The organism is Kiloniella antarctica (assembly GCF_042682825.1).
Classification (GTDB): Bacteria; Pseudomonadota; Alphaproteobacteria; order Kiloniellales; family Kiloniellaceae; genus Kiloniella; species Kiloniella antarctica.
The window spans coordinates 622,239-649,150 of the sequence record NZ_JBHUII010000004.1; the positions used below are offsets into that span (position 1 = coordinate 622,239).

At 42.9% G+C, this 26,912-nt stretch carries 22 protein-coding genes; 17 read left to right on the top strand and 5 right to left on the bottom strand.

All coding sequences use genetic code 11. From position 1 onward, the window contains the following. Positions 1-182: 182 nt before the first annotated feature. Positions 183-989 (top strand): substrate-binding periplasmic protein, encoded by an 807-nt coding sequence (locus ACFSKO_RS09990; protein ID WP_380251043.1) that lies wholly within the window; start codon positions 183-185, stop codon positions 987-989. Positions 990-1,170: 181 nt separating this feature from the next. Here the strand turns inward: ACFSKO_RS09990 and ACFSKO_RS09995 are convergent, their stop codons facing one another. Together ACFSKO_RS09995 and ACFSKO_RS10000 are read right to left on the bottom strand one after the other, a co-directional pair. After that, on the bottom strand, positions 1,171-1,695 hold the full coding sequence (locus ACFSKO_RS09995) for a cupin domain-containing protein (protein ID WP_380251045.1): 525 nt from the start codon (positions 1,693-1,695) through the stop codon (positions 1,171-1,173). A 38-nt stretch (positions 1,696-1,733) separates the two neighbouring features. Then, on the bottom strand, positions 1,734-2,219 hold the full coding sequence (locus tag ACFSKO_RS10000; RefSeq protein WP_380251048.1) for a DUF2938 domain-containing protein: 486 nt from the start codon (positions 2,217-2,219) through the stop codon (positions 1,734-1,736). Positions 2,220-2,294: 75 nt separating this feature from the next. Here ACFSKO_RS10000 and ACFSKO_RS10005 point away from each other — a divergent pair, with 75 nt between their 5' ends. The 3 genes from ACFSKO_RS10005 (at position 2,295) to ACFSKO_RS10015 (ending at position 5,464) form a co-directional block, all read left to right on the top strand. Beyond that, positions 2,295-2,732, top strand: a complete 438-nt coding sequence (locus ACFSKO_RS10005; protein WP_380251050.1) for a helix-turn-helix domain-containing protein — start codon at positions 2,295-2,297, stop codon at positions 2,730-2,732. A 356-nt stretch (positions 2,733-3,088) separates the two neighbouring features. Beyond that, positions 3,089-4,621, top strand: coding sequence for an LA2681 family HEPN domain-containing protein (locus tag ACFSKO_RS10010; protein WP_380251052.1), 1,533 nt, complete (start codon positions 3,089-3,091; stop codon positions 4,619-4,621). A gap of 225 nt (positions 4,622-4,846) precedes the next feature. Then, complete coding sequence (locus tag ACFSKO_RS10015) at positions 4,847-5,464, top strand: hypothetical protein (RefSeq protein ID WP_380251054.1); 618 nt, start codon at positions 4,847-4,849, stop codon at positions 5,462-5,464. A 124-nt stretch (positions 5,465-5,588) separates the two neighbouring features. On the opposite strand, the gene ACFSKO_RS10020 is transcribed toward ACFSKO_RS10015, so the two are convergent. Further along, positions 5,589-6,296: a hypothetical protein gene (locus tag ACFSKO_RS10020; RefSeq protein ID WP_380251056.1), complete on the bottom strand. Its 708-nt coding sequence runs from the start codon at positions 6,294-6,296 to the stop codon at positions 5,589-5,591. A 152-nt stretch (positions 6,297-6,448) separates the two neighbouring features. Here ACFSKO_RS10020 and ACFSKO_RS10025 point away from each other — a divergent pair, with 152 nt between their 5' ends. The 5 genes from ACFSKO_RS10025 (at position 6,449) to ACFSKO_RS10045 (ending at position 10,963) form a co-directional block, all read left to right on the top strand. Beyond that, positions 6,449-6,952, top strand: a complete 504-nt coding sequence (locus ACFSKO_RS10025; protein WP_380251058.1) for a hypothetical protein — start codon at positions 6,449-6,451, stop codon at positions 6,950-6,952. Further along, a complete protein-coding gene (locus tag ACFSKO_RS10030) occupies positions 6,949-7,485 on the top strand; it encodes a DUF2130 domain-containing protein (protein WP_380251060.1) in 537 nt (178 codons plus the stop codon). The genes ACFSKO_RS10025 and ACFSKO_RS10030 overlap by 4 nt, the downstream gene beginning before the upstream one ends. A gap of 199 nt (positions 7,486-7,684) precedes the next feature. Then, positions 7,685-8,668, top strand: coding sequence for a hypothetical protein (locus ACFSKO_RS10035; RefSeq protein WP_380251062.1), 984 nt, complete (start codon positions 7,685-7,687; stop codon positions 8,666-8,668). Positions 8,669-9,209: 541 nt separating this feature from the next. Next, a complete protein-coding gene (locus ACFSKO_RS10040) occupies positions 9,210-10,010 on the top strand; it encodes a VOC family protein (protein WP_380251064.1) in 801 nt (266 codons plus the stop codon). Positions 10,011-10,372: 362 nt separating this feature from the next. Further along, positions 10,373-10,963, top strand: coding sequence for an alpha-ketoglutarate-dependent dioxygenase AlkB family protein (locus ACFSKO_RS10045; RefSeq protein ID WP_380251066.1), 591 nt, complete (start codon positions 10,373-10,375; stop codon positions 10,961-10,963). Positions 10,964-11,076: 113 nt separating this feature from the next. On the opposite strand, the gene ACFSKO_RS10050 is transcribed toward ACFSKO_RS10045, so the two are convergent. Continuing rightward, complete coding sequence (locus tag ACFSKO_RS10050; RefSeq protein ID WP_380251068.1) at positions 11,077-11,490, bottom strand: hypothetical protein; 414 nt, start codon at positions 11,488-11,490, stop codon at positions 11,077-11,079. A gap of 96 nt (positions 11,491-11,586) precedes the next feature. Here ACFSKO_RS10050 and ACFSKO_RS10055 point away from each other — a divergent pair, with 96 nt between their 5' ends. The 8 genes from ACFSKO_RS10055 to ACFSKO_RS10090 all read left to right on the top strand — a co-directional run bounded on the left by ACFSKO_RS10055 (position 11,587) and on the right by ACFSKO_RS10090 (position 22,965). Further along, positions 11,587-12,246: a VOC family protein gene (locus ACFSKO_RS10055; RefSeq protein WP_380251070.1), complete on the top strand. Its 660-nt coding sequence runs from the start codon at positions 11,587-11,589 to the stop codon at positions 12,244-12,246. An 86-nt stretch (positions 12,247-12,332) separates the two neighbouring features. After that, positions 12,333-13,616 (top strand): 4-aminobutyrate--2-oxoglutarate transaminase, encoded by a 1,284-nt coding sequence (gene gabT, locus ACFSKO_RS10060; protein ID WP_380251072.1) that lies wholly within the window; start codon positions 12,333-12,335, stop codon positions 13,614-13,616. A gap of 163 nt (positions 13,617-13,779) precedes the next feature. Continuing rightward, positions 13,780-14,649, top strand: coding sequence for a carbon-nitrogen hydrolase family protein (locus ACFSKO_RS10065; RefSeq protein WP_380251074.1), 870 nt, complete (start codon positions 13,780-13,782; stop codon positions 14,647-14,649). 297 nt (positions 14,650-14,946) lie between these two features. Continuing rightward, positions 14,947-17,751: an aminotransferase class I/II-fold pyridoxal phosphate-dependent enzyme gene (locus tag ACFSKO_RS10070; protein WP_380251076.1), complete on the top strand. Its 2,805-nt coding sequence runs from the start codon at positions 14,947-14,949 to the stop codon at positions 17,749-17,751. 40 nt (positions 17,752-17,791) lie between these two features. Then, positions 17,792-19,297 carry a biotin carboxylase gene (locus tag ACFSKO_RS10075; protein ID WP_380251078.1) on the top strand — a complete coding sequence of 502 codons (1,506 nt, stop codon included), beginning with the start codon at positions 17,792-17,794 and terminating at the stop codon, positions 19,295-19,297. Between the two features lie 116 nt (positions 19,298-19,413). Further along, positions 19,414-20,427 (top strand): C45 family autoproteolytic acyltransferase/hydolase, encoded by a 1,014-nt coding sequence (locus tag ACFSKO_RS10080; protein ID WP_380251080.1) that lies wholly within the window; start codon positions 19,414-19,416, stop codon positions 20,425-20,427. Between the two features lie 230 nt (positions 20,428-20,657). Next, on the top strand, positions 20,658-21,665 hold the full coding sequence (trpS, locus tag ACFSKO_RS10085; RefSeq protein ID WP_380251082.1) for a tryptophan--tRNA ligase: 1,008 nt from the start codon (positions 20,658-20,660) through the stop codon (positions 21,663-21,665). A gap of 460 nt (positions 21,666-22,125) precedes the next feature. Next, positions 22,126-22,965, top strand: a complete 840-nt coding sequence (locus ACFSKO_RS10090) for a hypothetical protein (RefSeq protein WP_380251084.1) — start codon at positions 22,126-22,128, stop codon at positions 22,963-22,965. A gap of 121 nt (positions 22,966-23,086) precedes the next feature. On the opposite strand, the gene ACFSKO_RS10095 is transcribed toward ACFSKO_RS10090, so the two are convergent. Further along, a complete protein-coding gene (locus ACFSKO_RS10095) occupies positions 23,087-25,903 on the bottom strand; it encodes a ligand-binding sensor domain-containing protein (protein ID WP_380251086.1) in 2,817 nt (938 codons plus the stop codon). Positions 25,904-26,912: the final 1,009 nt, after the last annotated feature.

Genomic DNA, 26,912 nt, shown 5'->3' on the forward strand with positions numbered 1-26,912 from the left:
CAAGGTACAAGAGCTCATGAAAAAGATGAGTTTTTCGCTATGGATTGATACACCCCTTGATAAGGTTAATACGATGACAACCTTGGAGAACAGCTAATTATAGCAGTGTTATTTTTCAAATTTTCCCAAAAATTAACTTATCAGTTTGTATAATGACCTGCACAAACGGCCTGGAGAAAATAATGAAAAAGCATGCGGTGTATATGCTTGCGGTAATCTTCATACTATTTACTTCTTTGTTTTCAGCTTCTTCTTTCTCTCAAGGTGATAAACTCATCGCTCACTGGCGCGACCGCCCGCCCTACATTTTCAAAGATAATAATGACCAAATCAAAGGCGTCATGGTTGAGCTACTTGAAGAAGCCGTTAAGCAATTAGGGTATGAGCTAGAATGGCAGGATGTTCCCTTTGCGCAGAGCCTTCAACAGGTAAAGAGAATGAAACCTGTCATTGTTCCTCGCGTACGAAAAACGGAGGAACGGGAAGCTTTCGTTAAATACCTTGGACCAATCGGTTATGCCAGAACACGCGTTTTATTTCTGGTACACAAAAGTGATAAGCACCTCCTCGGGAGCTATGAGGATCTCTATAAATATTTGATCGGTGTTAAACGCGGAACAACCTATAACGATAAGTTCGACAAAGACCCGAGAATTAAAAAAATAGTCAGTATCGATGACAAAAACATGGTTCAGATGTTCAAAGGCGGTCGGTTCAAAATAATGGCGATTGCAGATCTCGTTTCAATTCAAACAGCATTGAATAATGCTGGGATCGATGACTACGTCTTCGCGTCCTACATCATATACAACGAAGGCAGTGGCTATTATTTCGGCGTCCCGAAAACCTCTGAACTCGAAAAAGTGTATGATAACCTAAACGATATTCTGGCTGACATGATGGCAAAGGGAGAAACCAAGAAGTTTTTTGAGCGTTATGGCCTAGGAGACACCGTTTGGTTTGACGAAGATAATCTCGTTACGAATTAATTTGAAAAGTTAGGTTTTCGCTGCGGCTCCCGCTCCATTGATCTCACCACTAAAATTTGCCGTTTGATCAGGTGTCCCAAAATCCGGCGCGGGTATTATAAACAACCTAAATAGCAGTTTGTTTAACACCCGCGCTTTGCACAACAATCACGTTATTTTGTCAGGATAGAACGATGTCCTTTCAGGTGCTCGCTTCAGAAACAAGCCCTTCTTTTCCTATGGGCAAAGGGATATCATGATTAATGATACCAAATTCTTCAGACAGGCTCGGGCAGGCGGCTTCACGAAGTCCGCCGACGTCATCGGCCTTTTGATCCCTTTCCAAAACAGTCCCATCCGTGATGAACATCTCCTCAAGACCTGCTGGCGCAAGCAATATCACCATGTGTGCGGGGTTGTTTGTCTCATTTCTAAAGCCACGCATAGTTCCGACAGGACATGTAATAAACGTACCTGTAGGCGCAACGAACCGTTCTTTCTCAGAATAAAAAACCATTTCGCCCTTTGTTATAAGAAAAGCTTCTTCTTCCCGACTATGGGTATGAAAGGGTGCGCCCTTCCCCGGTTCCACCACACTTTCCAGCACCGCCAATTTGCCGTTTGTTTCCTGCCCAGTCGCTAAATATCGATAGACATTTCCCGCAGATACGCACCGAATACCCTCATCTGGTCGGCGGACTGTGATGGTTGAGTATATGTTATTCATTGTGTTTCTCCTTAAAGATTATAGAAAAGCGAGGGTGTCTATAAAAAGCTCAAGACAAGCGCGATCAAATAAAGGCCGAGGCCAAAGGACATATGCGCGTTTAAACTTTTTAATCTGGCAATTGTTGGGTTCGGTGTTTTGGACGCTGCCAGTCCAGCGCCAAAAGCAGGCTGCAGTATAAAGAACGGAAAGATCAGCGTTATTACGCCGAACACAACAGCGGGTATTATTTGAGGATCTGCCAGCCAGTTCGTGCCCACGATAAAACCAAACAGGACAGAAAAAACCGCCCCCGTAAAATAATGAACGACCCAACCTCTGAGCTTTTCATACGGGATCATAGGTGATGCGCCAATTTGTTCGTGAGACACCACCCCAAAACGTAAATGCCCAACCCATCGGCCAACCAAGCCATAGTTCATTGAGGGAACTTTCCAGATAAGGCGCAGGATCAAAGCCCAGACGTCCATTATCAATGTTGCCCCTAATCCAATGACAACAAACCAGAACACATTTTCTTCCATAAAAATCGACCTTTTCGATTGAATTTAAATTTTGGAAAACATAACCTACTACTTAAAGTCAACTTGAGGTCAAGCATGAAAGATATCGATATTGGGGACGTATCAAAGGCGACAGGGTTAACCCCTGCGACACTCCGGTTTTATGAAGAAAAAGGGCTTATTGTTTCATCTGGAAGAAACGGGCTACGTCGCTTGTTTGACCCTTCCGTGTTGCAAACACTCTCACTGATCATGCTTGGTCAGAAGGCAGGCTTCTCATTAGATGAAATACGTGAATTTTCGGCATCTGGTCGCGAGGTCAAGTTTCCAACTCAAACTCTACTAAAAAAAGCGGACGAAATTAATCAGCTTGTTAAGCAGCTTGCAGCCTTACGGGATGGATTGAGACATGTGGTCGAGTGTCAGGCCCCCACCCACACCGAGTGCCCAAGGTTCAACCGCATAATGAAAGTCGCCCTCGCACGAACCAACAAAGGCGCAACCACACGCATTCGAAAAGGCAAAGCTATCTGAAATCGCCCCCTTGTCTGGCCTTCCGAACTGAAGCTCAGAAGGCCCAAGATCACCGGTTAGCCACCCACAATCGCCCGTGTCCATGCTTGCAAACATCGGGAATTTGGGCGCGCTTTAATTGCGACGGTAGATAACCATCAGCTCGAAATAAATGATCCTGAACTCACTTTAATTGGCAATCACAACAACACCAAAGGTTGTATTTTATGCTATCTTCTATAACAATTGGTTCTTATTGGGATTTCCGCAACCAACCCAAAGCAGACTTTGACGTTGACCTGTGTACGCTTCATGAGCGCCCGAACTATAAAGTGTGCCATGGAAATATTATGTGTATGCCGATTTAAGGAAATCTAATGGATGCAATCAACATATCTGAAGAATTAAGCAAATTGTTAGATGACGATCCAGAGAAAGCGATTGATGAAGCACTAAAGCTTTCTGGGAATATTAAAGTTGAGCTATTGAAAGCTGCAATTTTTGTTGATGCTGGAGGAATGCTAAAGAACTTTGATGTGGTTCTTAAAGGGGTCGAAATTTATCGTAATGCTGTCGATAAATTTAAAGGTAACTCAGAGCTAAAATATAATTTAGCGAATGGACTACACTCTCTCGCCTCATCTACCGAATATAATGGTTTCGTTTGGTATAGCGAAACTGAAGACTATCGTTCGGAGGCGCGAAAGTATTTTTATGTGGCTGCAAATGATGACCAGTCTTCATTTGATCTAAAGTCCCAATCTAATACAAACTTGGGGAATCTTTTATGGTCATCTTATAGGTGGGTGGAAGCATACGATTTTTACACCTTAGCTTTGACTGAAAATCCTAAAAATGGTGTCGCCAGTTCGGGCGCGTTGAAAATGCTCAGATATGCCTTATCTCAGGATTTGGGCGACTATAATCTAATAATAAAAGAAATTGAATACTTAGCTTTTAACGTAAATCAAAACCTTGAAACTATCTATTCTTACTCCGGTGGGTATGGAGTAAAAGGTATAACCGATGAAATAAAGGATATTCCTTGTACAGAAAAAAGTGAATCAACTATTGAAGGTGATGAGTACGAAAGGTTTGTTATTTTAAATAATTTAACACTATCAGCAACTATCCATTCTCACCATCATGAATCTAAATATTGGGATAACATAAGCATATCATCAGTAACCACCGACGTAGATTCAAGTAGTTCTGTACCTGAAATATTCGCAATGATTAATTTGCTAAAATCTGACTATATTCTTTCTAGGCAATTGCTTTTTTACGCCTCTAATCAAGTATTCATTGAGACGGGGAATTATAATGACACGTTAGATTATGCTTGTTATGGGGTAAATGAGTCCGCTTTGACTTTGGCTCAGCGAAGTGCATTAGACGTTTTAGATAAAGTGGCGGTTGCTACTTTATCTTACCTTGGAATTGGTGGTGCAAAGAGAGCTTCGGTTAGAGAGTTTTGGTTAAAAAAACAACGAGGAAAAGATGTAGAAGAAGAGTTTAAGCCGAAAATTTCTCAAGAAATAGAGAATGGTAACACCGCACTATTAGCTTTAACTGAAGTTTCTAAAGATCTTTCAAATATAAATGGTTATTTGTTTGAAAAACAAGCATCTAGAAACTCGTCTACTCATCGTTTTACCGTGTTACATGATTTAGGTGAACTTCCAGAAAGTCAGGCCGGGTGTCTGGAGCATTTCGACTATGAAGTATTCTTAACGGAATCTCTTCGTACATTAAAGTTAGCCAGAAGTGCTGTAATTTACTTTGTTCAAATGGTATCAATTAGGGAAAAGAGACTTGCAAAACAAAGAAGCGGCATTGCAATACCATTAATTGTTCCTTCTCACGAAGAGATTAGAGGTTTCGATAAGGAATTAGGGAAAGCGGAGTAAAAGATGGTAAATATCCGCTTTTGGCACCACGTTGACTTGATGCGATCCAAAACAGGAACACAACTAACTTATAAATGATTACACATTGGGGAGCAGGTCAAAGGTTGTGCATCAAGTTATTATATATAATGTTTAGTTTATTAATAAACAGTTTGATACTTGCGCAGATACATCCCGATTTTAATTTGATAAACAGAGCATCAATCAAAACATATAAGATTAATCATGGCTGATATAGAAGAGACAATAGATCAAACACCCAAAGTTTGGCATTTAGAGCTTTGGACCGATTTCCTAAATTTTGACTTTGAAAATGTTATAGTTTCTGGATTTGAACATTTGGCTATACCAATAGTCATTTTAATCATTGCTTTAAAATATAAACAAGAAGCCACTACACTTCTTGGGCGGCTCAAAAATGTTAAAGGTAAAGGTTTTTCCGCAGAGTTTGAAAAGCTAGAAAGTTTAGCTTCTCAAACTGGAGACGGTTACATTTCAAATGATAATACTATCGATGAAGATTTATTAAATATTGCCATGATAAGGCCTACTGCAGCAGTCGTAGAGGCTTGGAAAACACTAGAAGCCTCAATGATAAGTTTGTTGTCTACCAGTAAATTTACGACGAAAGATGGACGCAGACAGATTTCGGGTTACAAAATCATAGAAGAGATGGATCAGCATAGTAAAATCAGTAGCGCAGAAATACAATTGTTAAACGAATTAAGGTCAGTTAGAAACAAAGCCGCTCATTCTGTTGATGATGAAATATCATCATCTCAAGCTCAAGATTATGTCAGACTAGCCTTAAAATTATCCAATAAATTTAATTCCCTACAGTAGATTAGCAATATCTGATAGGAACTACTGAGGGATTATTCTTAGTAACTGGGCGTCCGCTAATGGCACTTTACTGCCTCATTTAAGCCCACGGGTGTATTATTATTTATTAGGTTTAGTGCTAAAATTACTTGATTTCATCCTTGATAACTTCGTTAAACCATTTGTCCCAACTAAAAAATCTGTTGGGGTGTTTAATCATTATTAAAGGTATAGTACTGCCTTGAAGTTCAAGTGTGAGTTTTTTTGGTATGGCCCCATTAATTTTTGAATATTGTTTTATTTCTTGAATACCAAATACATCCATTATTGCAGAGAGTTTCCGCCAATCTGTTCCCATGTATACACACAAATCTGGCTTTGTTATACTTATGATATCCTTTAACACTCTTGAACCTTTTTCATAGTCCTCAGGACTTGGTCTTTCTTTTTTATTCCGCATAGGCCTTTGAACGTGCTGTTGGAATGCTATAGAAGACCAAAATTCTACCCTCGCTTCAGGGCTAAGGTTTCTTTGCCCAGACAAAGAGCGTTCAAGATTTCTGTATGTGGGCGCATTTTCTACGCCGCCACTCACTGTATGGTATAGACCATGCTTATGAACAACATGCCGAGAGAAATTCCTACCGTTAACAGAAGCCCAAGCATGTTGACTATTTTCATCCCAATTATAAACGCTTTCTGCAATAACCAGAATTTTTTGCTTATTGTAGAGGCCTTTGTATTTTGATCCTACCCACGGCAGATATGTTAATTCATTAATCTTGTCAAAATCGTTATCAAAATAGTTATCGTGATGTTCGTTTTGAAAATAATCTACATCCTCAGAAGCCATTAATACACCCTCATTTATATATTTTTTATATTAAATTTATCGCACAAGTAGTAAGTAACAACTTTCTTTATTAGCACAATAAAAAAGAGACAATTGAAGAGTCCGCTCTGGCAGGTTCAATCACTTGACTTTAACTTTGGAGTTAAATTTTCATGAATATAGAAATATTAAAAAAATATGCACCAGGTTATGAAAACTTGGATGAAGTTGAGCGAATATCAGTTCATCATTTTTCCCTACTTTGGACAATATTTGAAGCTCAAGTATTGGATACCAATGCTTCAGCTAACAAAATCTCAAGCAAAGTAAAAGAATGGAATGATCAAGGTTTACTCAATGAAAGATGGTTCGATGATGTACTTGAGTATTTTAGAAACAGATATATGGATACCCAAGCTGAAGGTTTTAATGATAAGTTTGCCTCTCTTCATTTTAGACGTCATGATAATGAAGAGCTGGTAAAGGCTGTCTTAAGTAAGGAAAAAGAGAGTATTCCTGATCAACTCACTGCATGTATGATTATTGTTTTACGTTTTAGAAACAATTTTTTTCATGGATTGAAATGGGCTTATAAAATGCGTGATCAGCAAGGAAATTTTGAGCATTCCATTAAACTTATGCAAGAATGCATTGATAGGTTCGCGACAGCCAATTGAATGAAGATTTTTTAAAGGAATTAGACAAAGATCGTACTGAGAAGGGTTGCGAGTATGCAATATTAGTATCTCTGCTCGAACCTGACAGTGAACTCTACAACTCTGGAATAGTCGATGTTTTTCATCGCTATCCGAAGATGTACGTCATTCGGCCGCAGTTTTTTCTTCCTATCATTACGCTGTTGCGTAACGCAGCAATGAAATCGCTAGAATACAAAGCGGAGCTTGCGCTTGTTAAATCTCAGAGCATAGATATAACAAACTTCGAAAACGACCTCGATAATTTCAAGACCGCATTTGGGAAAAACTATGACCTTGCCTCTAGGAAATTTCAAATCGCAATCGATGAAATTGATAAATCAATTAATCACTTACAAAAAACTAAAGAGGCACTGCTTGGAACGGATCGAAATCTTCGCCTTGCAAACGACAAGGCACAGGACGTAACGATCAAAAAGCTGACACGGCACAACCCTACAATGGCGAGCAAATTTGAGGAGTTGGATAATCAAGATTCCACTGATGTTGAATGAAGCGATCTATTTATTTTCGAAGTTTGAGGTTTGACCAGAGTGAAAATTCTTTACGTCCGCTTATGGCACGAAGCCGCTTAGCATCTTTTAAATGCCCACACACCTTGTCTGGCGATGTATTCCAGCATTTGGTATTAATATTGATAAAACGGACAAACGTTCTCTCTATTAAATTGTCATAAGCCAATGGAAACTCGGTATGGATTTGCTCAATGGAACTAAAAATCAGCATTTTGTATCGCAAGTAGAACAAAGGCTTAATGCGGTAAATCCATCAGCTAGAGAAGAAAACAAAAAAATATATTCATTTAGCCTGAAAGATCGAGAATCTCATTCTATCATTCTTGATTCTGAGAAAGGATTCAAAATTTCAAGAACCTTAAACCTAAAAGATATATTTAGTTTTGATATCCTAGGAAAAGACGTGGAAAGATATAATTTTGAAAAGCTATTCCATCAGTACGAGACGAATATTAAATCAAATACAGAAAGCTTGATTTCAAAGCTTCCTACTCCTGGAGCAGATATAAAGCCTGAAATATTAAACATTTTTGCTTCTAAGTTTTTAAATTTTGTCAGAAACCCATATTCAATAAAGAAGGCTCTAGATACATTCTTTCCGCTTAGGAATATTCATCCAACTGATCCCATTCACTATAAGAATTTTGAACGTGTACTTAATGGGCGAAAACCCCATCAGAGCTATCTGTGTGAACAATTAGGAGTAACAGAAGAAGAGTATGTAGATTGGCTTTCTGTCATATTTCTTTGTCTAACACCAATTGAAGGAGACCAACCTAATTTTCTAGAGAAAACTGTAAAAGATCTTTTTGAAAACCCAAATTTATTCATCATGGTATTTATATATACATATGATGAGAAAACATGCCTTCTTTCTGACCGGGGTTATAGCATTCCATTACCCGAAAAGGATGATCATATGGCGTGGGATTTTAATTTATATTCGAATGGATTTATACGATATTTCTTCGGGGATTTTGATTTTCTTGTACCCGCAAGCGCTTCTAAGTATCTCATAGAAAATTTGAAGGTCGCTCCTAAATCAATTCCTGTTCATAATGTAGTCAACGATTTAAATGAGTTAGAGCAGTACAATAAACATGTAGTCTACCAGTGCCATAAGAATGTATTTAATTCTAGTGTTGAATGCTATGGCTTATAACAAGTTTCCCCACTCGGAAATCTTACTCTCTACGTTCCAAATTTTCTGTTGATCGAAACGTTGAATGACTGCTAATGGCACGAAGCGGTTAAAATTGTAGCTCTATTTATACTCGCAGTTAATGTATATTTTCGTTCGATTAGTTGCGGATAAAGTGAGCCCAAGCTCCCGGTGTTTGCAAGTATGGATACGGACGACTGCAAGAGGCTGCAGTTAGGCCCCGTAAAGAGAAGAGGCTGAAATTTTACTTTGTGAACAGCAAACGCATCAATAGTTCATCATGATAATCGTTTCCAACTTTCAAGGCTCTGGGTTCCACCCCATATTCCTTAAATCCACATTTTTCATATAATTTAACCGCGGCAATATTGGAACGAACGACCGTAAGTAAAGCTGGATCAGCCAGAGGGTTTTATGAAAACCTGGGTTTTACCGCTAACGAGAAATTCGGCATGACCCTCCGGCGGGTTCCTGAGCGGGATTAGTAAATAAATGAGTTTTGCTTTATCTTAAAAATTCTGTGTGTAGGATTTTATCAATCATGAAATCGCGTTCTATCCCAAAGATCCCGCCACCAAGAATAACAGCACAACACTTTCGTGTACCAAGTTTTACTGGCCTGTCTGGTTTCTATTGCGATCTTCTGGGGATGGAAGAACTCAATGCTGACAAAAATTCAAGAGCTTTTGGCTTTAGCCCCGAACAATGCGCCGTTGTTTTTCATCTGGAAAATGTCGAACCGTATCAACCTCAAAACAACGATTTTTACTGGAAAATAGGCATCACCTTACGAGATCTCGATGCCGCTGTCGGTTACTTAAAGGATCGAGGCGTTGCCCTGCCCGCCCCTTATCAATTCAAGAACATCGGCTATATGAGCAAGCTCACCGACCCGAACGGATTTTCCATAGAACTTTTGCAGCAGGGTTTTGAAGGCAGAGCCAAGTCTTTACCCGAAGGCCATTTTATCGGGGCACAAGCTACCCTCGCCCACATAACGCTGCGCGTTACAGATCTTGTCGCTGCTCAAACTTATTTTGGTGAAGAACTTGGAATGCGCCTGATGTCTATTCAACCCGTCACAGAATACGGATTTTGTCTCTATTTCTATGGTTGGAGTGACGAAACATTGCCCGATCCTGACCTAACATCAGTGGACAACAGAGAATGGCTGTGGGCCAGACCTTATACCTTTATCGAGCTACAACACATTGAAACTCCAAGCGTCACAACGCGGAGAACTCCCTTATCACAAAGCGGGTTTAACGGCTTTTCTTATCGTAAAAATACAGGTGGCAACCCTATTTTCTTACACGTATCTGACTTAAGCCACTTGTCTTAATTGAGACAGAAGGCTGATCTGATTTTGACAACATATCATTTTCATCTATCCGAGGATTTCAAACCACATTATCGACACCTCGAATTCAGCACGTCAATTGCCTCATAACCCCCATCTAAAGCCGGACCAAAGCCTCTCTATGTTTTGCGTCCCAAGGTGGTAAAGCGCCTGATCCTCATGAAACGAGCACTTCTTGGTCAACATGACAACACTTAGGCTTGTGTATTTAACTATTCTCTATAATGTCTGCGACTTATAGAGACTTCCGCAATAGCCTCATAGCAGATACGATAAAATTAGTTAATCCTTTATACTGTTAATATAATGCGTGGCATTTGTTAGGGTAATTAGTGGAGATTAGATTGCCAGATACAAACCCAATTCAGTACCCTGCCCCACAAGCTGATATTTCCTGTTTCCCTCATGCCTATTCAGCCACTGAAAGCGCAGAGATTTTCGAACAACTGAAAACTGATCTGGATTGGCAGCAAGCGCAGATCTCCTTACATGGCCGGACCGTGCCGATCCCGCGTTTACAACAATGGTATGGAGATTCACCCTATACCTATTCACGCCTGCACATGCCAGCGAGACCGATGACACCTTTGCTGTCACGCCTAAAGGACCGGGCTGAACACCTTACTGGATTTACCTATAACAGCGCGCTCTGCAATCTCTACCGTCATGAGCGAGACAGCGTTGCCTGGCATGCGGACGATGAGGCAGAGTTGGGAATAAATCCAGCCATCGCCTCTCTCAGCTTCGGCGGCGATCGAATTTTCCAATTCAAGCCAAAGTCAGGCGCGACCCTGCCGTTCGATATCAATCTGAAGGCGGGCACTCTGTTATTGATGAAGGGCGAAACCCAGCACTACTGGCTACACCAGATCCCCAAGACCAACAAACCAACAGGCGAACGCATCTGCCTGACTTTCCGGATGACTTATTCCTGATCTAAGTAAATCGCTCAGAATTTAAGATAATGTCTCTTTGGAACAACTTTAACAGCGCGGTATGGTGATTTCCTTATTATTCGCCAAAGACCTTTTGTCATACCCTTTGGTTTCTAATAGCCAAAATCCGTACCGGGAACGGGGTCCGTACTGGCCGGATTTTGAACCACCCCCAGTTCTTCTTCATCCTCGTCTACGCCTTCGAACTCGCCAATAGGTTCAAGATCGTTACGAGTCCACCAGTACCGAAATCCTTGTGCGCGCAGCCATACTTCAACCCGCGCCAGGTCGTTCCATTCACGCCCAAAGCCCCGCGCCGAATTAATTCGGGCAAGTTGGCTGTCGACATAAACCAACACACCCCAGGAGAAAGGATGTTTGCTTTGATCCCCAAAGCCACCTCCCTTTTGCAAACGATGGACACGGTAAACCACTGGAAACTCGCCCAGCCTTGCGGTTTGACGAAGATAAACCAGATCGGCCTGCGTAACAGCCATTGTTACGCCCAAATTTACATCTTGGTCCATGTTGTTGACAGTTTCCTTTTTTTGATACAGCATGAGGCATGATGTTTGGAGAATATTACCATCCAGACCAAACCTGTCAAAGAGGATATGCTAGAGATGGCGCGCAAAATTAACCCGGTACCAAAAGGTTATCACACATCTACACCTGTACTTGTGGTCAAAAACGCTGCCGCAGCGATAGAGTTTTACGCTTCGGTCTTTGATGCAAAAGAACTCTCCCGCATTGTCGATATTGATGGCATCACCATTTTGCGGGCTGAATTGAAAATTGGAAACTCTATCATTCATCTCAACGATGAAATGCCTGCCTACGGCATTCTTTCACCAACTTCTCTTGGTGGCACCTCTACCGCAGTACAACTTTATCTTGCGGATATCGATGGTGCATGGGATCGTATTGTAGAAGCCCAAGCTGCTGTTATTCTTCCACTTGAAGATGCCTATTGGGGCGAACGTACCGGAAAAGTTGTTGATCCATTCGGCCATGTCTGGATTTTGAGCAAAAAAATCGAAAACCTGAGCAAAGAAGAGATCGAAAAACGATTTTCCGACCTTACTGCGCTAAGTACACTTGGCGTTGCAGATATTGAAACCCCAGATATTGAAACCCCAGATATTGAAAACCCAGGTATTGAACCCGCAGGTATTGAAGCCACAAATTTTGAAATAGCGGTACAAGATGTTGCTTTTACTGCACCCGTTTCAGATCAGGTCAACGTTCCAATTATTGATATCAGTGAAGCTCTCAACAGCTAAATAAACAAGATACGTCCAGAGCTGGGTACCCCTTAATTAAGGCGGAAATGTTCTGGAACATCCTAACAAAGGAAGGCAAGACACTTATGGATAATAGCTCTCTGTCAGCGCGGCGTGATAATGCAATCCCCCGCGGTGTTGCAACAGCAACGAATGTTTTTGCCGACCGGGCGGAAAATGCCGAACTCTGGGATGTCGAAGGCAGACGTTATATCGACTTTGCAGGCGGGATTGCCGTACTCAATACGGGCCACCGTCACCCAACAGTGATGGCACGCGTTCAAGAACAGATGGAACGCTTTACCCATACCGCTTACCAGGTCGTACCGTACGAAAGCTATGTGGAACTGGCCGAGCGCCTAAACAAAATCGCACCGGGACCGACACCAAAGAAAACACTATTTCTGACAACAGGTGCGGAAGCCGTAGAAAACGCGATCAAGATTGCCCGTGCCCATACGGGACGTCCAGGTGTGATCGCTTTTTCAGGCGGATTTCACGGCCGCACCAATCTGACAATGGGCTTAACCGGTAAGGTTGTTCCCTACAAAGTCGGCTTTGGTCCCTTCCCCGCTGACATTTTCCATGTGCCTTATCCCATGGCCAATCATGGCATCAGCGAAGAAGATTCACTCGACGCTCTCAACACCGTTTTTAAAGCAGATGTCGATCCAAACCGAATTGCCGCGATTATCATTGAACCCGTTCAGGGCGAAGGCGGATTTTACATCGCCTCTCCTGCATTTATGCAAAAGCTGCGGGCGATTTGCGATCAGCACGGTATCTTGTTAATTGCCGATGAAATTCAAACTGGCTTTGCCCGTACCGGGCGCACGCTTGCAATCGAACACGCAGGCATTGAACCAGACATGATTACCGTTGCCAAAAGTCTCGCTGGCGGGTTCCCACTTTCCGGTGTTATCGGTAAAGCTGACATTATGGATGCACCAGCGCCGGGTGGTTTGGGTGGCACGTATGGCGGCAGCCCGATTGGCTGTGCCGCAGCGCTCGCCGTGCTTGATGTCATTGAAACTGAAAAGTTAAATGAAAAAGCTATTGCGCTGGGAGAAAGAACAGTTGCCCGCTTGTCAGAACTATCCCAGCGCGCTAACGAACCTGTTATTGGTGATATCCGTAATCTTGGGGGTATGATTGCCTTTGAGCTGATGAAAGGTGATGCTCCTGATCCCGTTTTGGCTAAGGCACTTTGTGTAAAAGCAATGGAAAACGGGCTTATTCTTTTGTCCTGTGGTATATATGGCAATACGATCCGAATTCTCGTTCCCCTCACCGCAGAAAATGCTTTGATTGACGAAGGTATGGATGTTCTAGAGGCAACACTTGCGCAATGCCTTGTTGACGCCCAGTAGTGGTGATACCCAGTAGTGGTGATACCCAGTAGTGGTAACATTTCTGCAGGATGTATTTGGTATCTATCGTTACACACACAACCCTGTACAAGGCGGGGTGATAATTTTACCACCTTGTACATTTAGGCACTTACGCCAGCCGTAAAAACGTGAAAAGAAAAATATGACACCATTTTCTATCGCAGGCATACAAATGTTTGTATCCGCAACTCATGAAAATATTTCCGCCATGAAACTGCGGACAGAGGTTGCGCTCGCTCGTTTCCCCTGGGTCAACATGATCATGTTTAGTGAGCTGGCTCCTTTTGGGCCTCTCATCGACAATCATCCGGAAACCATTACAAATCAGATTGAGATCTTTCAAGAGCTCGCTGTAAAACACGGTATCTGGATCATACCCGGTTCCATGTTCGAGCGCAGAGAAAGCGGCGTCTTTAATACTTCTGTTGTCATAAACCCAGAAGGCGTGATCATTGGGCGTTACGACAAGATGTTTCCCTTTATGCCTTATGAACAAGGCGTCACAGGCGGCACTGAATTTTTGGTCTTTGATGTGCCAAGTGTTGGGCGCTTTGGTTTTTCAATTTGTTACGACATCTGGTTCCCAGAAACCACACGTACACTTGCTGCCATGGGCGCAGAAGTTCTGTTACACCCAGTATTAACAGGCACAACGGATCGTGATGTTGAACTGGCAATTGCCCGTGCAACCGCTGCTCAATTCCAATGTTATGTGTTCGATATCAACGGCATTGGCGCAGGTGGTATTGGCCGTTCTTGTGTGGTTGGTCCGGGTGGTAATATGCTTTACGAAGCACGCGGTAGCGAAGAAATTATCCCGATCGAAATTGATATGGATCTGGTCAGGCACCAACGTTCACTCGGACAAAACGGCTTGGGACAAGTTCTCAAAAGTTTTAGAGACAAAAATGTTGATTTTTCCGTTTACGATAAGACCAAATTTGATCACGCGTATCATGAGAGCCTTGGGCCTCTTCAAATGGCACGGCGGCACCCGCACAATCTGACTTGATTTAAGAATTAAACACCTACGCGTTGACCTTAACCAGTTGGACCTAGACACTTATCACATAAATACGAAATCAAAGGCGAAAACAAAACCTTAAATCAAAATGCAGACCACAGCGGATAACCACGGCGGATAACCACGGTGAATGATCCATAGGAAACAAACCCCAGTACAAAGGGTGCACATTTGATAGCCCACAGTACTGGGAGTAATTAAAAGAATTAAGAACAGGAAATAAGAACAAAAAGAAGAATAACAAAAATATCATCACAATAAGATGCTAGCAGGGAAGAGGGAAATATGGCGAAAACCAAGAAAGTTTATAACCAAAAATCACTTAGCCATTACTATAACGCTTCGCAATTTCGTATTGATACCTGGAATAAGCTTAAAAGCACCAGCCGTCAGTTGGCAAATGGTGGCCCCAACAGCGATAAACATCTGACAAAAGTACGGGAACTTCTCGATTACCTTGCTCCAGTAGAAATTTACTGGGCCTTTCCTGGGCCGCAAGCCTTCCGACAGCTCATACTTGATGAGCAATTGGAAGATTACGAGATCCTTGCAAATAAAATCAAACGCATCGCAACTGCCCTTTTGAGCGGAGAATACAGACGCAAGCACATCCATCTTAATGGAGATGCCGAAACAGTTGCAGAGCGTGACGCCTCTATCGAACCGGGGAGTTACACCAATTTCGACCGCGCACGCAAACGTCCCTATTTCGAAGTCCTGATTGTTGATGATCTTTCTGATGCTCAACAGGAATCACAACGTGCTGCACTGGCATCTATGCGAACTGATTCCGACCTGTTTACTTATGCTCCGGTTTTTGTTCCGAGTTTGGACGACGCCCTAATCGCAGCATCTTTTAACCATAGTATCCAATCCGTCGTAATTCGTTTTGGTTTTGATCTGCATTCCGAAAACGGACTGCCGGTCTTGAACAAGTTTTTACGCGATGCAAAGGTCGATGGTATTGATGATGCTGAAAGCAGCGACTACGCCATTATCCTTGCCGATGCCCTTTCGCGTATTCGACCAGAACTGGATCTGTTTCTTGTCACGGATCAGTCGGTTGAAGACATCGCTGGCAGGGTCGGAAAAACTTGTCGCCGGGTATTCTACAACAGCGAAGATTTCTTTGAACTGCATCTCAATATTCTTCGTGGTATTGATGACCGCTACAAAACGCCATTTTTTACCGCGTTAAAAAAATACTCGGAAAAACCTACTGGTGTTTTTCATGCCATGCCGATTTCTCGCGGCAAGTCCATTATCAAATCCCACTGGATTCAGGATATGGGCGAATTTTACGGCTTGAATATTTTTCTGGCCGAAACATCGTCAACTTCTGGTGGTTTAGACTCTCTTCTTGAGCCTCACGGGCCCATCAAAGAAGCCCAAGACCTCACAGCCCGCGCTTTTGGCTCCAAGGTTACTTTCTTTGCCACCAACGGCACCTCAACCTGTAATAAGATTGTCGTTCAGGCACTGGTGCGTCCTGATGATATCGTTCTGGTTGACCGAGATTGCCACAAATCCCACCACTACGGCATGGTGCTTGCCGGGGCCAATGTGGTCTATCTAGATTCCTACCCGTTGAGCGAATATTCAATGTATGGCGCGGTTCCTCTGCGCAGCATAAAAGAGAAACTGTTGAAATTACGCGCTGAAGGTAAACTTGATCGCGTTAAGATGCTTTTGCTCACCAACTGTACCTTTGACGGGATCATCTATAACGTGCAACGGGTGATGGAAGAGTGTCTTGCCATCAAGCCGGATCTTGTTTTCCTTTGGGACGAAGCCTGGTTCGGCTTTGCCCGCTTTGGTCCAACTTACCGACAACGCACAGCCATGTTCTCCGCGGCTCATTTAAAAGAACGCTATCGGTCCGAGAGCTATCTCGAAGAATACAACACATTCAAAGAAGAAACCGCGCATATCGCTGAAGATGATACCGAGGCCTGGTTGGATCAACGACTTTATCCAAATCCGGAAGATGTACGCATTAGGGCTTATGCAACACAATCGACCCATAAAACTCTTACTGCCTTACGGCAGGGGTCCATGATCCACATTTACGATCAGGATTATAAATCAAAGGTCGAAGAAGCTTTTCATGAAGCCTATATGACCCACACGTCCACTTCGCCAAACTATCAGATTTTGGCGTCACTGGATGTGGGAAGAAGACAGGTCGAACTGGAAGGTTTTGAGCTGGTGCAAAAGCAGGTCGAAATGGCCATGGTTCTGCGTCAAAGCATCATGACACATCCAAAGTTAAAAAAGTTTTTCCGTATTCTGACTGTTGCAGATATGGTTCCGCCGGAATATCGCCAGTCGGGGATCAAAAGTTATTATGATCCAGAACAAGGCTGGAATGATATTTGGGATGCTTGGGAAACGGACGAATTCTGTCTTGATGCCACCCGTATCACTCTCTTTGTTGGTGATACCGGAATGGATGGAGATACCTTCAAAAACAAAATTTTGATGGACAAATACGGTATTCAGATTAACAAAACATCCCGGAACTCCGTATTGTTTATGACAAATATCGGGACCACACGTAGTTCGGTTGCGTATCTAATCGAAGTGCTTGTTAAGATCGCTCATGAGCTAGAACAACAACTCGAAGACATGAGCCCGGCCGAGCGTACAATTTACGACAAGAGCGTTAAGTCAATGGTGGAAGACCTTCCACCATTACCTGATTTCTCAAGATTTCACGATGCCTTCAGACATGATCTTTCTGGTGATGTTGCCGAAGGAGATTCAAGAACACCCTTCTTCTTAGCCTATGATTCAAACAATTGTGAATACATGAACTTGAACGACAGGACTCTTGATAACGCAATGGCCGAAGGAAGAGATGTTGTATCCGCCTCTTTCATTATTCCTTACCCACCAGGGTTTCCTATTCTGGTACCAGGACAAGTCGCCAGTACTGAAATCATAGAGTTCCTCCGCAATTTAGATGTGAAGGAAATCCACGGTTACAGACCAGAACTTGGCCTTCGGGTATTCACACAAGAAGCCATTGAAAAACAGATACAAAGTAAACCAAAGCCAAAAAAAATAAAAAAACTAAAAGCTGAATAAATCAGACATCCAAATAAAGACCATAACAGGGAGCTTAAACATGGACAGTACTGTTGCAAAAAAAAAGAAGGCTACGGGGAAAAAGCCATCAAAAAAAGTGCCTAAATCACTTGATAACATTTCGGAAATTCGGCGTTTTTTTCACCGTAACGAACAACCGATATTTTTTATAAGTGCAACCAACTTTAACCTGCTAGGGATTGATGAATGGTGTCGAAACTTTAAATATATCAGCTATATTGATTGTTTTGATGGTCGGCATCCCAACGTATTCGTACCGACAGAAATTGAACATCAAGAATTTGAGTCGATAGAAGACATCAACGTCTATTTGCTTGAACATAAAGAAGTCATTGATCAAATCAAGGCCTGTAAAAAGAAACCCAAAGTGGTGTTCTTGATGTTTGACGCCCGGATTGAAAAGATCTGTAAAGAACTGAAAATCGACGTCTGGTTCCCCAAAGCAGCCTTGCGCGAAAAGATTGATCACAAGATTGAAACCGTACGTATTGGTAATGCCGCAGGTGTGCCAAGTGTCCCAAATGTGCTCAGCCAGGTAAAAAGCTGGAAACATCTACAAGAGGTCGCCAAACCAGTCGGCACCGATCTGGTTCTGCAATCCGCCTTTGGTGATTCCGGTCACACCACCTTCTTTATCAAAACTGAAAAAGACTTCAAGCGTCATGAAAAAGATATCGTCGGTCAGGGCGAAATCAAAATCATGAAACGCATCAACAACCGGGGCTCTGCCGTGGAAGCCTGTGCCACCAAAGCAGGAACTCTTGTTGGTCCGTTGATGACAGAACTCGTTGGCTTTAAACAGCTTACCCCTTATCGAGGCGGGTGGTGTGGGAATGAAATATTCCCAGATGCTTTTGATGAAGAAATTCGCGAAAAATCTCGTCGTTATACCGAAAAATTCGGCGACCAGTTGGTAAAAGAAGGCTATCGTGGTTACTTCGAGCTTGATTTCCTTATCGACAAAGATGATGGCGAAGTTTATCTCGGCGAGTGTAACCCGCGTGTGACGGGCGCAAGCTCGATGACCAATCACGCCGCCTTTGCACATGCCGATGCACCGCTTTTCCTTTTTCATCTCCTTGAATTTTCCAACATTCCTTTCAAAATTGATGTCAAAGAACTGAACAACCGTTGGGCCGACAGCGACAACATCGACGACTGGTGTCAAATGGTGATCAAACACACCGATGACAGCGTGGACATACTCACAGAAGCCCCTGAAAGCGGCATTTGGAAGTTACTCCCCGATGGCAGTGTCGAGTTTGACCGCTTTGATTATCACCGCCGGGCTGTTTCCTCTGACACAGAGGCCTTTTTCCTGCGAATTTCCAATGTTGGCGATTACCGCTATGAAGGCGCAGATCTTGGTATTCTTGTGACCCGGGGACGTGCAATGAATAAGGCGTTCCAGCTTAACCCGAGATCCAAACAATGGATTGAAGGCATCAAGTCAAAGTTCAAGGCCACACCTTTGCCAACTGCAGAGGCGCTCCCTATAAGTGATCCTGCTTTTAAAATAATGTAAGTAAGATTGCGATATTAAATATAGAGCCCAGATAAATCGTAAAACCTATCTGGGCTCTATTTGTAAAAACCGTTTAATTCGAACATGAGAAATAATTTAGTTTGGTATAACGCACTATGGATTTGATCTTCGATAAAATTCACGAACTCAAGGCGGGTCCCGCCTGGAAAGAGCAGTTTAACAAGCTCTGGCCTGCCTATGAGAAGTGGTTTTTGAGCGAGAGCCTATCTGCGCGCCAAACCTATCTCTCGGGTTTACGGGCTCTAAAACAACACATGCCCGAACTTGTACCCACTTATGAAACACTTTGTGAGTTGGCCGGTGGCAGTGATCTCGCGGCGCGGTTTCTCAGCTTCTACCGCCCGCCTCCTTATCTCTCTGGTTGTTCTCAGGCCGTATGGCTTGGTGATGATGAGCCAATGCTTGTGCGCAATTACGATTATAATCCCGAGTTGTGTGATGGCATCATTCTCGATAGCGCTTGGAATGGCAGACGTGTCCTTGCGACCTCGGATGGAATGTGGGGTGTGGTTGATGGCATGAACGATGCCGGCCTTGCTCTGTCTCTAACTTTTGGTGGCCGCCGCGTCTTGGGGGACGGGTTTGGTGTCCCTCTGATCCTGCGCTATATTCTCGAATTTTGTGACACCACAAAAGAAGCCATAGCCGTGCTCCGTCGGGTTCCTTGCCACATGGCATACAATATCACCTGTGTCGATCGTTCAGGTGATTATACCACCGTCTATTTGTCGCCTGACCGTAAAATTGTTGAAACCACCGCCAGGGTTGCCACCAATCATCAAGCACATGTTGAATGGCACCAGCACGCACTAGCAACAGGAACTGTCGAGCGCGAGCGCTTTCTCCTTCGCCGTCTGACCATGCACGAAGAACCTGCCGACAAATTTATCGCTGCGTTCCTCAAACCACCGCTTTATTCCACCAACTTCTCCAAAGGTTTTGGCACCCTATACACCTCTGTCTATTGGCCAACCCGCAGAATGGCCGAAACTTATTGGCCGGGTGCTGTTTGGCAACACAGCTTTGATCAACCGACCAATGACAGTCGCCTCATTCGCTATCCTGATCACGTTATTCCAAACAGTACTTATGCTCATACGGGTGGATAAAAACACCTTTTCTCCTTAAATTTAAATTTTATGAGCTTGCGTGATCTTCGTTTGCAATGCTAAGTAGCGACCATGAAATATTGTCAAACATACGCAGTTAGAAATTGGTGGCGCTCTCCATAGGAGCGGCCCGACGATATGTCACGTTTATGAGCCGCCCGTGAGGCGGCTTTTCTATGTATACTGCATCATGTGGCGGCTCTCCCTTTTCTTTTAAAATTGAGAGCAAAATGTCCCAGACGAAACCCATCATACTTACAGGTGACCGCACCACAGGTCCGCTACATATCGGACATTACGTAGGTTCGCTTAAAAACAGATTACAATTTCAAGAAGACCACGAACAATATTTACTCTTGGCTGACACGCAGGCCCTAACGGACAACGCCGATAATATTACCAAGGTTAGCTCCAACGTTCTCGAAGTCGCTCTTGATTACCTTGCTGTTGGTGTTGATCCGGTCAAAACAACCATTTGTCTCCAATCGCATTTACCTGCCCTCGCCGAACTTTCTATGTTGTACTTAAATTTTGTAACTGTTTCCCGGCTTGAGCGTAACCCAACTATCCGCGAAGAAATCCGCGCCCGAAATTTTGGACGCGACATTCCCGCAGGATTTCTCTGTTATCCGGCAGCGCAGGCCGCAGACATCACAGCCTTTAAGGCAACAATCGTTCCCGTCGGTGATGATCAGGCCCCTCTTATTGAACAAACCAACGAAATTGTTCGACGGATTAATGCTACCGCTTCGGTTGATGTATTACCGGAAGTTACCGCCGTAATTCCAAAAATGGGTCGGTTGCCGGGAATCAATGGCAAGGCAAAAATGAGTAAATCTCTTGGCAACGCCCTTCTTCTTTCCAGTTCCCCAGAAGACATAAGCGCCGCAGTCAAACAGATGTACACAGATCCCAACCATTTACGGGTCGAGGACCCCGGACAGGTTGAAGGTAATGTCGTCTTTTCCTATCTGGATGCGTTTGATGAGGACCATCAGGCTGTCGAGGAATTAAAAGCACAATATCGTCACGGCGGTCTTGGCGATATGGTTCTAAAGCGTCGGCTTGAAGGCATCCTGCAGGATTTACTTCGTCCCATCCGCAAGCAGCGGATGCATCTTTCTAAGGACCTCGGATATGTTAGAGATGTTATTAAAGAAGGTACGGACCGCGCTCGTAACATTACAGATGCAACATACCGCGATGTATCAAATGCCTTGGGCTTGTTTCGTATTTAGCTATTTCAAACACTACTAAATATCGTGCCGCAAGTCAGGTGGTCCATGTTCATCCAAAACGTTTACCCCAAAATAATTACTTATTTTGCCACATCGATGCTCTTACTGTTGTTGATCACGAGTTGATCTGCGGAATGCGTTTGTTTCAAAAACTTTACACACCTGACTTGCTGCCGTCATCCATCTGTCACCTCCATAAGTTATCGAAGAGATCCTTTGCGTAAACACTTTTGGATAGCAAATAATCATGAAAACACCACGCCTTCTCCTTCTCGTCTGCTTTCTGCTCGGCAGTTACAGCTATACGGCTCAGGCAGCCGAAGTTCCACAACAACGGTTGAACCAAATTCTCGCCATGGACCCAACCGATATGGCCAAAAGTGGTGCTTGGACCACAGCAGCCTATGACCGCCTGATGGGCTATATCAATTCGATTGAGGACCCGGAGCTCAGAACCCTGGTGCTCGACATGTATGCCACACCAGAATCAACAGTCTTCAACGGCAAGGCATCTGCTGATGCCCTGAGGACAGCTCCGGCAACGGGTGGCCCCGGTCACCATCACTATCCCGGTGGTCTGGCTGTGCATCTGGTCGAAGTCATCGAGATCGCTTTGGGCTGGCTCAACACCTTTGATCAGGTTCACGGCATCCGTAACAGCGACAGAGATCTCGTGATTGCCCAGCTGGCACTACATGACTGGAGTAAAGTTTGGTACAACTGGGACGTAAAATCAGGTACCGTGATCAAACCGGAATGGTTCCCCGGTTCATGGGGTGGAAAAGACGGCGTGGCCAAGTGGGGATGGATGGGCGAACACGGGGCGGTCGTCTATGCCGAACTCCTCAAACGTAAAGCGCCGGAAAAATTGCTCTTTGGTGCAGCAGCAACCCACTTCGACCCGCATTGGGATATAGAAGTAACCAACAAGGACGGTAAAGCAGAAGGTTTTAACCCGGCCATGAAAGAAGCCGCAGAATATGCAGGCACAAAAGCGCCACAGCTCAACCCAGACAAGCGTATGGCCGAATGGTTCCTCTCATCCTATTCCGATGGTAGCTGGTCTTTCTCCCACTATGTCGCCGGAAAATTTGCCCATAAGTGGATCAGGTCCGTTGCCGTCGATTTGGGTTATAAGGAAGAGTCCCCCGAAGCTGCCCGCCTGGCATGGTTTGTCCTCAGCCGGATTTCCGACTTCAAACTCTACAAAATCTATCAAGATGCCGATTTCTCTGAAGAAGCTGTCAAAGAAGTAATCGGCGCTGTAATTGCGAACTCAGCTGCCTACGAAGTGAAATAACAACTGCCCCTCCTAAAAGGGGCCCTGCAAAAAAAGACACCCTGTCCAATTTTTCTGTAAACCATATCAAAGCTTGATAACAAAAACCCCCGGGCAGGGTGTTTTATTTTGAATGCTCAGCTTAGACCAGCCTCTTTTTTAACTGAGTTAAAGACCCTGCAGTATCCGGGTCTTTTGGTGTAACCGTTCGTTCTTTCGGAAAAATAACTGTCGCAACAGTTCCTTTGCCAAGTTCACTGTTTAAAGAAAACCGAGCTTGGTGAAGCCTACAGAAATCGCTCACAATCGAAAGCCCCAAACCGATGCCGTCATTGAGGCGACTAAAGCTGGATTCAACTTGTCCAAATCGCTTAAGAACTCCGGAAATTTTACTATTCTCAATACCAATCCCCGTGTCTTCAATCTCAACTTTTAGTTCATGACCTGACGTTTCACTAACTTTGACGATTATCTTTCCACAATCTTTATTGAACTTGATCGCATTTGAAATAAGGTTAGAGAAAATTTGTTTCACCCGTGTTTTATCCACATAAAGCATTGGTAGATCAGAGGGACATTCAACAATTAAATCCAGTTTTTTACTCTTCGCCATATGAGAAACCATTGAAAAAACATCATCAATAATATCACGTGGTCGAATAGATTCTTCGTATAGCATAACGTCTCGGGCTTCAATTTGAGACACATCAAGAATAGTATTAATCAAGCTCAACAGGTGCGAGCCTGATTTATGGATATCTTCGGTATACTCCCGATATTTAATATTCCCCAAAGATCCAAAAACTTCAGATTGCATCATTTGCGAGAAGCCAATGATTGCATTTAACGGTGTTCTAAGCTCATGACTCATATTCGCCAAGAATGCGCTTTTTGATGTATCGGCTATTTCTGCATTTTCTTTTGCTGCCACTAATTCTTTGGTGCGTTCCAAAACACGATCTTCCAAAAACCGATTAAAGTTTGCCAGCTCTTCGGTCTTTTGTTCAACAAGGATTTCTAATTCTTTTTCTCGCTTTTGGTTACCAGAACATCGGAACCAGTGGAAGCCGTAAGCAAAAACAGCAATCAAAACAAAAAGACTAATTTTAGCTATATAAGTATCCCACCATGGTGGTGTAATCACGACAATCAAGGATACACCTTCATTGTTCCAGACCCCGTCATTATTAGCCGCCTTAACTTTAAAGATATAGTCTCCCGGCGCTAAATTAGTGTAATGGGCTCTTCGCCGATCACTCCCAACCAGCGTCCAGTTCTTATCAAAACCTTCCAGCATATATCTAAATTGGTTTTTCTCAGGAACGCTAAAATCCAACGCCGTAAATCTAAAAGCAACATCTCGTTGATCGTATGACAACTCAATTTTTTTTAATGCGCTGATCTTTTCAGGAAGAAGGCCTTCTTCCGCAATAGAAACCGGCTTTTGAAAAATCTCCAAGCCTGTGATTTCTACTTTAGGTACTCTGTTATTCTTATAATGGTGGTTGGGATCGAATACGTTTAATCCCCTTGTACCACCAAAATACATAATACCATCTTTTGATTTCAGATGACTAAATCGATTAAATTCCCAACCTTGGAGGCCATCAGAAAGGCCAAAAGTTTCGATATTTTTTGTCCGTGGATCAAACTTGTTTAAGCCTTTTCGGGTTCCAAGCCAGAAAAACTCATTATCATCAATTTCTATCCCCGTTACAAAGTTGTCTGATAACCCCTGTTTTCTGCCATATGATTCCTTTTCACTTGTAACAGGGTCATAACGAACAAGTCCATCTGAAGTTGCAAACCATAAAATCCCTTCCATAGTTTCATAAACATCATAAATATCATTTTGAGTATTAAGTATGATGGAATTAACATTTAAATTTTCTGGATTAACCATCTCAAGGCCATCGTGACCACCAAACCAAAGCCTTCCACTTTTGTCCTCATGCTGAAAGTTTATATGTTGATTTGAAATTTTGTACGGAGCAGCTTCGCTAGTAAGACTGTAATCGGTAAATATCTCAATTTTGGGATCAAATCTTTGCAACCCTTTATCCCAAACGCTGAGCCACAAAATATCGTTACTATCTATACGAATATTAAAAACATTGTTACCCAAAAGGCCGTTTCGATACACCTCGTCACTTTTATAACGGATAAACGTTTCATTGATCTGATCATACTTATTTAACCCTCCGCCCCATGTTCCAAACCACAGAATACCGTCTTTGCCTTCGGCAATACTGATAACCGAATTACTACTCAAACTATTTTGATCTTCAGGATCATGAGAAAAATGGCGAAATAACCTCGTTTCAGGATCAAATAAACTTACCCCCCCACCATCTGTCGCTATCCAGATTTTACCATTCTTATCTTCATGAATATCAAGAAGGTTATCAAAATTTGGCCCCTTTAATGGGTCCGCAGGGTTCGTTTGATAAACCTCAAACTTGAGATCATGTGTGCTAAAGCGACAAACACCGTGATTAAAAATATTCAACCACAAAGCACCATTCATATCTTCCTTGATATCAAATATGGCGCCAGTAGGAATAAAATTTCGACCTGTACCAGACTGATAATGAGAAAAATTATCTGTTTCTGGTAAATATTTATTCACGCCACGTTTATCTGTGCCGATCCAAATCTGTCCTTTAGTATCTTCAAAAACTGTCCAGACATCATCCGTAGCAATTGATGTATTATCGTGTTTGGAATGTTGGTAATGAACCCACGTATTCTTATTCGGATTAAAAACAACAACACCTTCAGCAGTCGCAATCCAGATATTTCCTTTATTATCCAGCGTAAGGTCACGAATAAAATTATGCGTTATTGTTGCAACAAGGTCGCTCAACGAATAGTGAGTAAAAATGCCTGTTTTAATATCAAAATGCTCTAACCCAATATCTGTCGCAATCCATAAATCATCATTTTCACCATCGATCATGCGATGGATTGTATTGCTTATGATAGATTTTTTTTCGCTGACATCATTGATTAAGACCTGAACCAGTTCGCCTGTATCCGGATTAACCTGTCTTAATCCAAAGCTCGCCCCACCAATCCATAATCGTTTACCAAGATCTTGATGTATTGAATGAATTAACTTTTGACTGGATACACCAAAATTTTGAAAACTCCCCTTATTATCACTATATCGGCTTAATTTATGAGTTCCGACCCAAATCCGCCCCTCTTGATCTGTAACCACGCTCCGCGCGTTAGCCCCAACAATACCAGTCGTATTCTCCGGGGCATTACTAAAAAGCGTGAAATCATATCCGTCATAACGGTTTAGTCCATTTGAACTGGCAATCCATAAATAGCCGTCTTGATCAAAAGTCTGCTCGAATATCAAACTTGAGGATAACCCTTCGTTGACAGAAAAACACCGAAGGTTTGCTTGCCCACTCGCAGGATGTCCCGCTATGGAAGTACCATTATTTACAAAAGAAAGAATGATCACACTACAAATTAACAGAAATACTCGAAACAAACTCATTTACATTATGTCTTCCGCGGAACGACCTACAGCCAACAATGTGGTTGAAAGCCTTTAACGTTATGCTCTTATTTTATCGACACTTCTCACCCGTTACGGGCATATTGAACTGAGGAGGTAAGCAAAAGGTTAATTTCAACGAAAGGTAATGATATATTTAAATTTTGAATACTTAATTGAGAAAATTTATGAATTAATTTCACCTATAGATGACATTTTTAAACATTCATTTGCCATATACAAGCTCCACACATTTTCTAAAAAAAGAGCGAAAACATTCAACAGTATCTCAAACATTAATCCTCAGGACATACAATGGGCAGGGGTACACTCACGGCGGTCAGAATTATCTGTTGCAGTCTTAAATTAGTTAAACGGTCATAACTGAGAAGTGAAATAACAACTACCCTCCTTAAAAGTGGTCCCGCAAAAAAGACACCCTGGCCAATTTTTC

Excerpts from the sequence above, each read along its gene's own strand:
- ACFSKO_RS09990 (WP_380251043.1), top strand. The coding sequence starts at position 183 with ATGAAAAAGCATGCGGTGTATATGCTTGCGGTAATCTTCATACTATTT.
- ACFSKO_RS09995 (WP_380251045.1), bottom strand. The coding sequence starts at position 1,695 with ATGAATAACATATACTCAACCATCACAGTCCGCCGACCAGATGAGGGT.
- ACFSKO_RS10000 (WP_380251048.1), bottom strand. The coding sequence starts at position 2,219 with ATGGAAGAAAATGTGTTCTGGTTTGTTGTCATTGGATTAGGGGCAACA.
- ACFSKO_RS10005 (WP_380251050.1), top strand. The coding sequence starts at position 2,295 with ATGAAAGATATCGATATTGGGGACGTATCAAAGGCGACAGGGTTAACC.
- ACFSKO_RS10010 (WP_380251052.1), top strand. The coding sequence starts at position 3,089 with ATGGATGCAATCAACATATCTGAAGAATTAAGCAAATTGTTAGATGAC.
- ACFSKO_RS10015 (WP_380251054.1), top strand. The coding sequence starts at position 4,847 with ATGGCTGATATAGAAGAGACAATAGATCAAACACCCAAAGTTTGGCAT.
- ACFSKO_RS10020 (WP_380251056.1), bottom strand. The coding sequence starts at position 6,296 with ATGGCTTCTGAGGATGTAGATTATTTTCAAAACGAACATCACGATAAC.
- ACFSKO_RS10025 (WP_380251058.1), top strand. The coding sequence starts at position 6,449 with ATGAATATAGAAATATTAAAAAAATATGCACCAGGTTATGAAAACTTG.
- ACFSKO_RS10035 (WP_380251062.1), top strand. The coding sequence starts at position 7,685 with ATGGATTTGCTCAATGGAACTAAAAATCAGCATTTTGTATCGCAAGTA.
- ACFSKO_RS10040 (WP_380251064.1), top strand. The coding sequence starts at position 9,210 with ATGAAATCGCGTTCTATCCCAAAGATCCCGCCACCAAGAATAACAGCA.
- ACFSKO_RS10050 (WP_380251068.1), bottom strand. The coding sequence starts at position 11,490 with ATGGACCAAGATGTAAATTTGGGCGTAACAATGGCTGTTACGCAGGCC.
- ACFSKO_RS10055 (WP_380251070.1), top strand. The coding sequence starts at position 11,587 with ATGGCGCGCAAAATTAACCCGGTACCAAAAGGTTATCACACATCTACA.
- gabT (WP_380251072.1), top strand. The coding sequence starts at position 12,333 with ATGGATAATAGCTCTCTGTCAGCGCGGCGTGATAATGCAATCCCCCGC.
- ACFSKO_RS10065 (WP_380251074.1), top strand. The coding sequence starts at position 13,780 with ATGACACCATTTTCTATCGCAGGCATACAAATGTTTGTATCCGCAACT.
- ACFSKO_RS10070 (WP_380251076.1), top strand. The coding sequence starts at position 14,947 with ATGGCGAAAACCAAGAAAGTTTATAACCAAAAATCACTTAGCCATTAC.
- ACFSKO_RS10075 (WP_380251078.1), top strand. The coding sequence starts at position 17,792 with ATGGACAGTACTGTTGCAAAAAAAAAGAAGGCTACGGGGAAAAAGCCA.
- ACFSKO_RS10080 (WP_380251080.1), top strand. The coding sequence starts at position 19,414 with ATGGATTTGATCTTCGATAAAATTCACGAACTCAAGGCGGGTCCCGCC.
- trpS (WP_380251082.1), top strand. The coding sequence starts at position 20,658 with ATGTCCCAGACGAAACCCATCATACTTACAGGTGACCGCACCACAGGT.
- ACFSKO_RS10095 (WP_380251086.1), bottom strand. The coding sequence starts at position 25,903 with ATGATCGATGGTGAAAATGATGATTTATGGATTGCGACAGATATTGGG.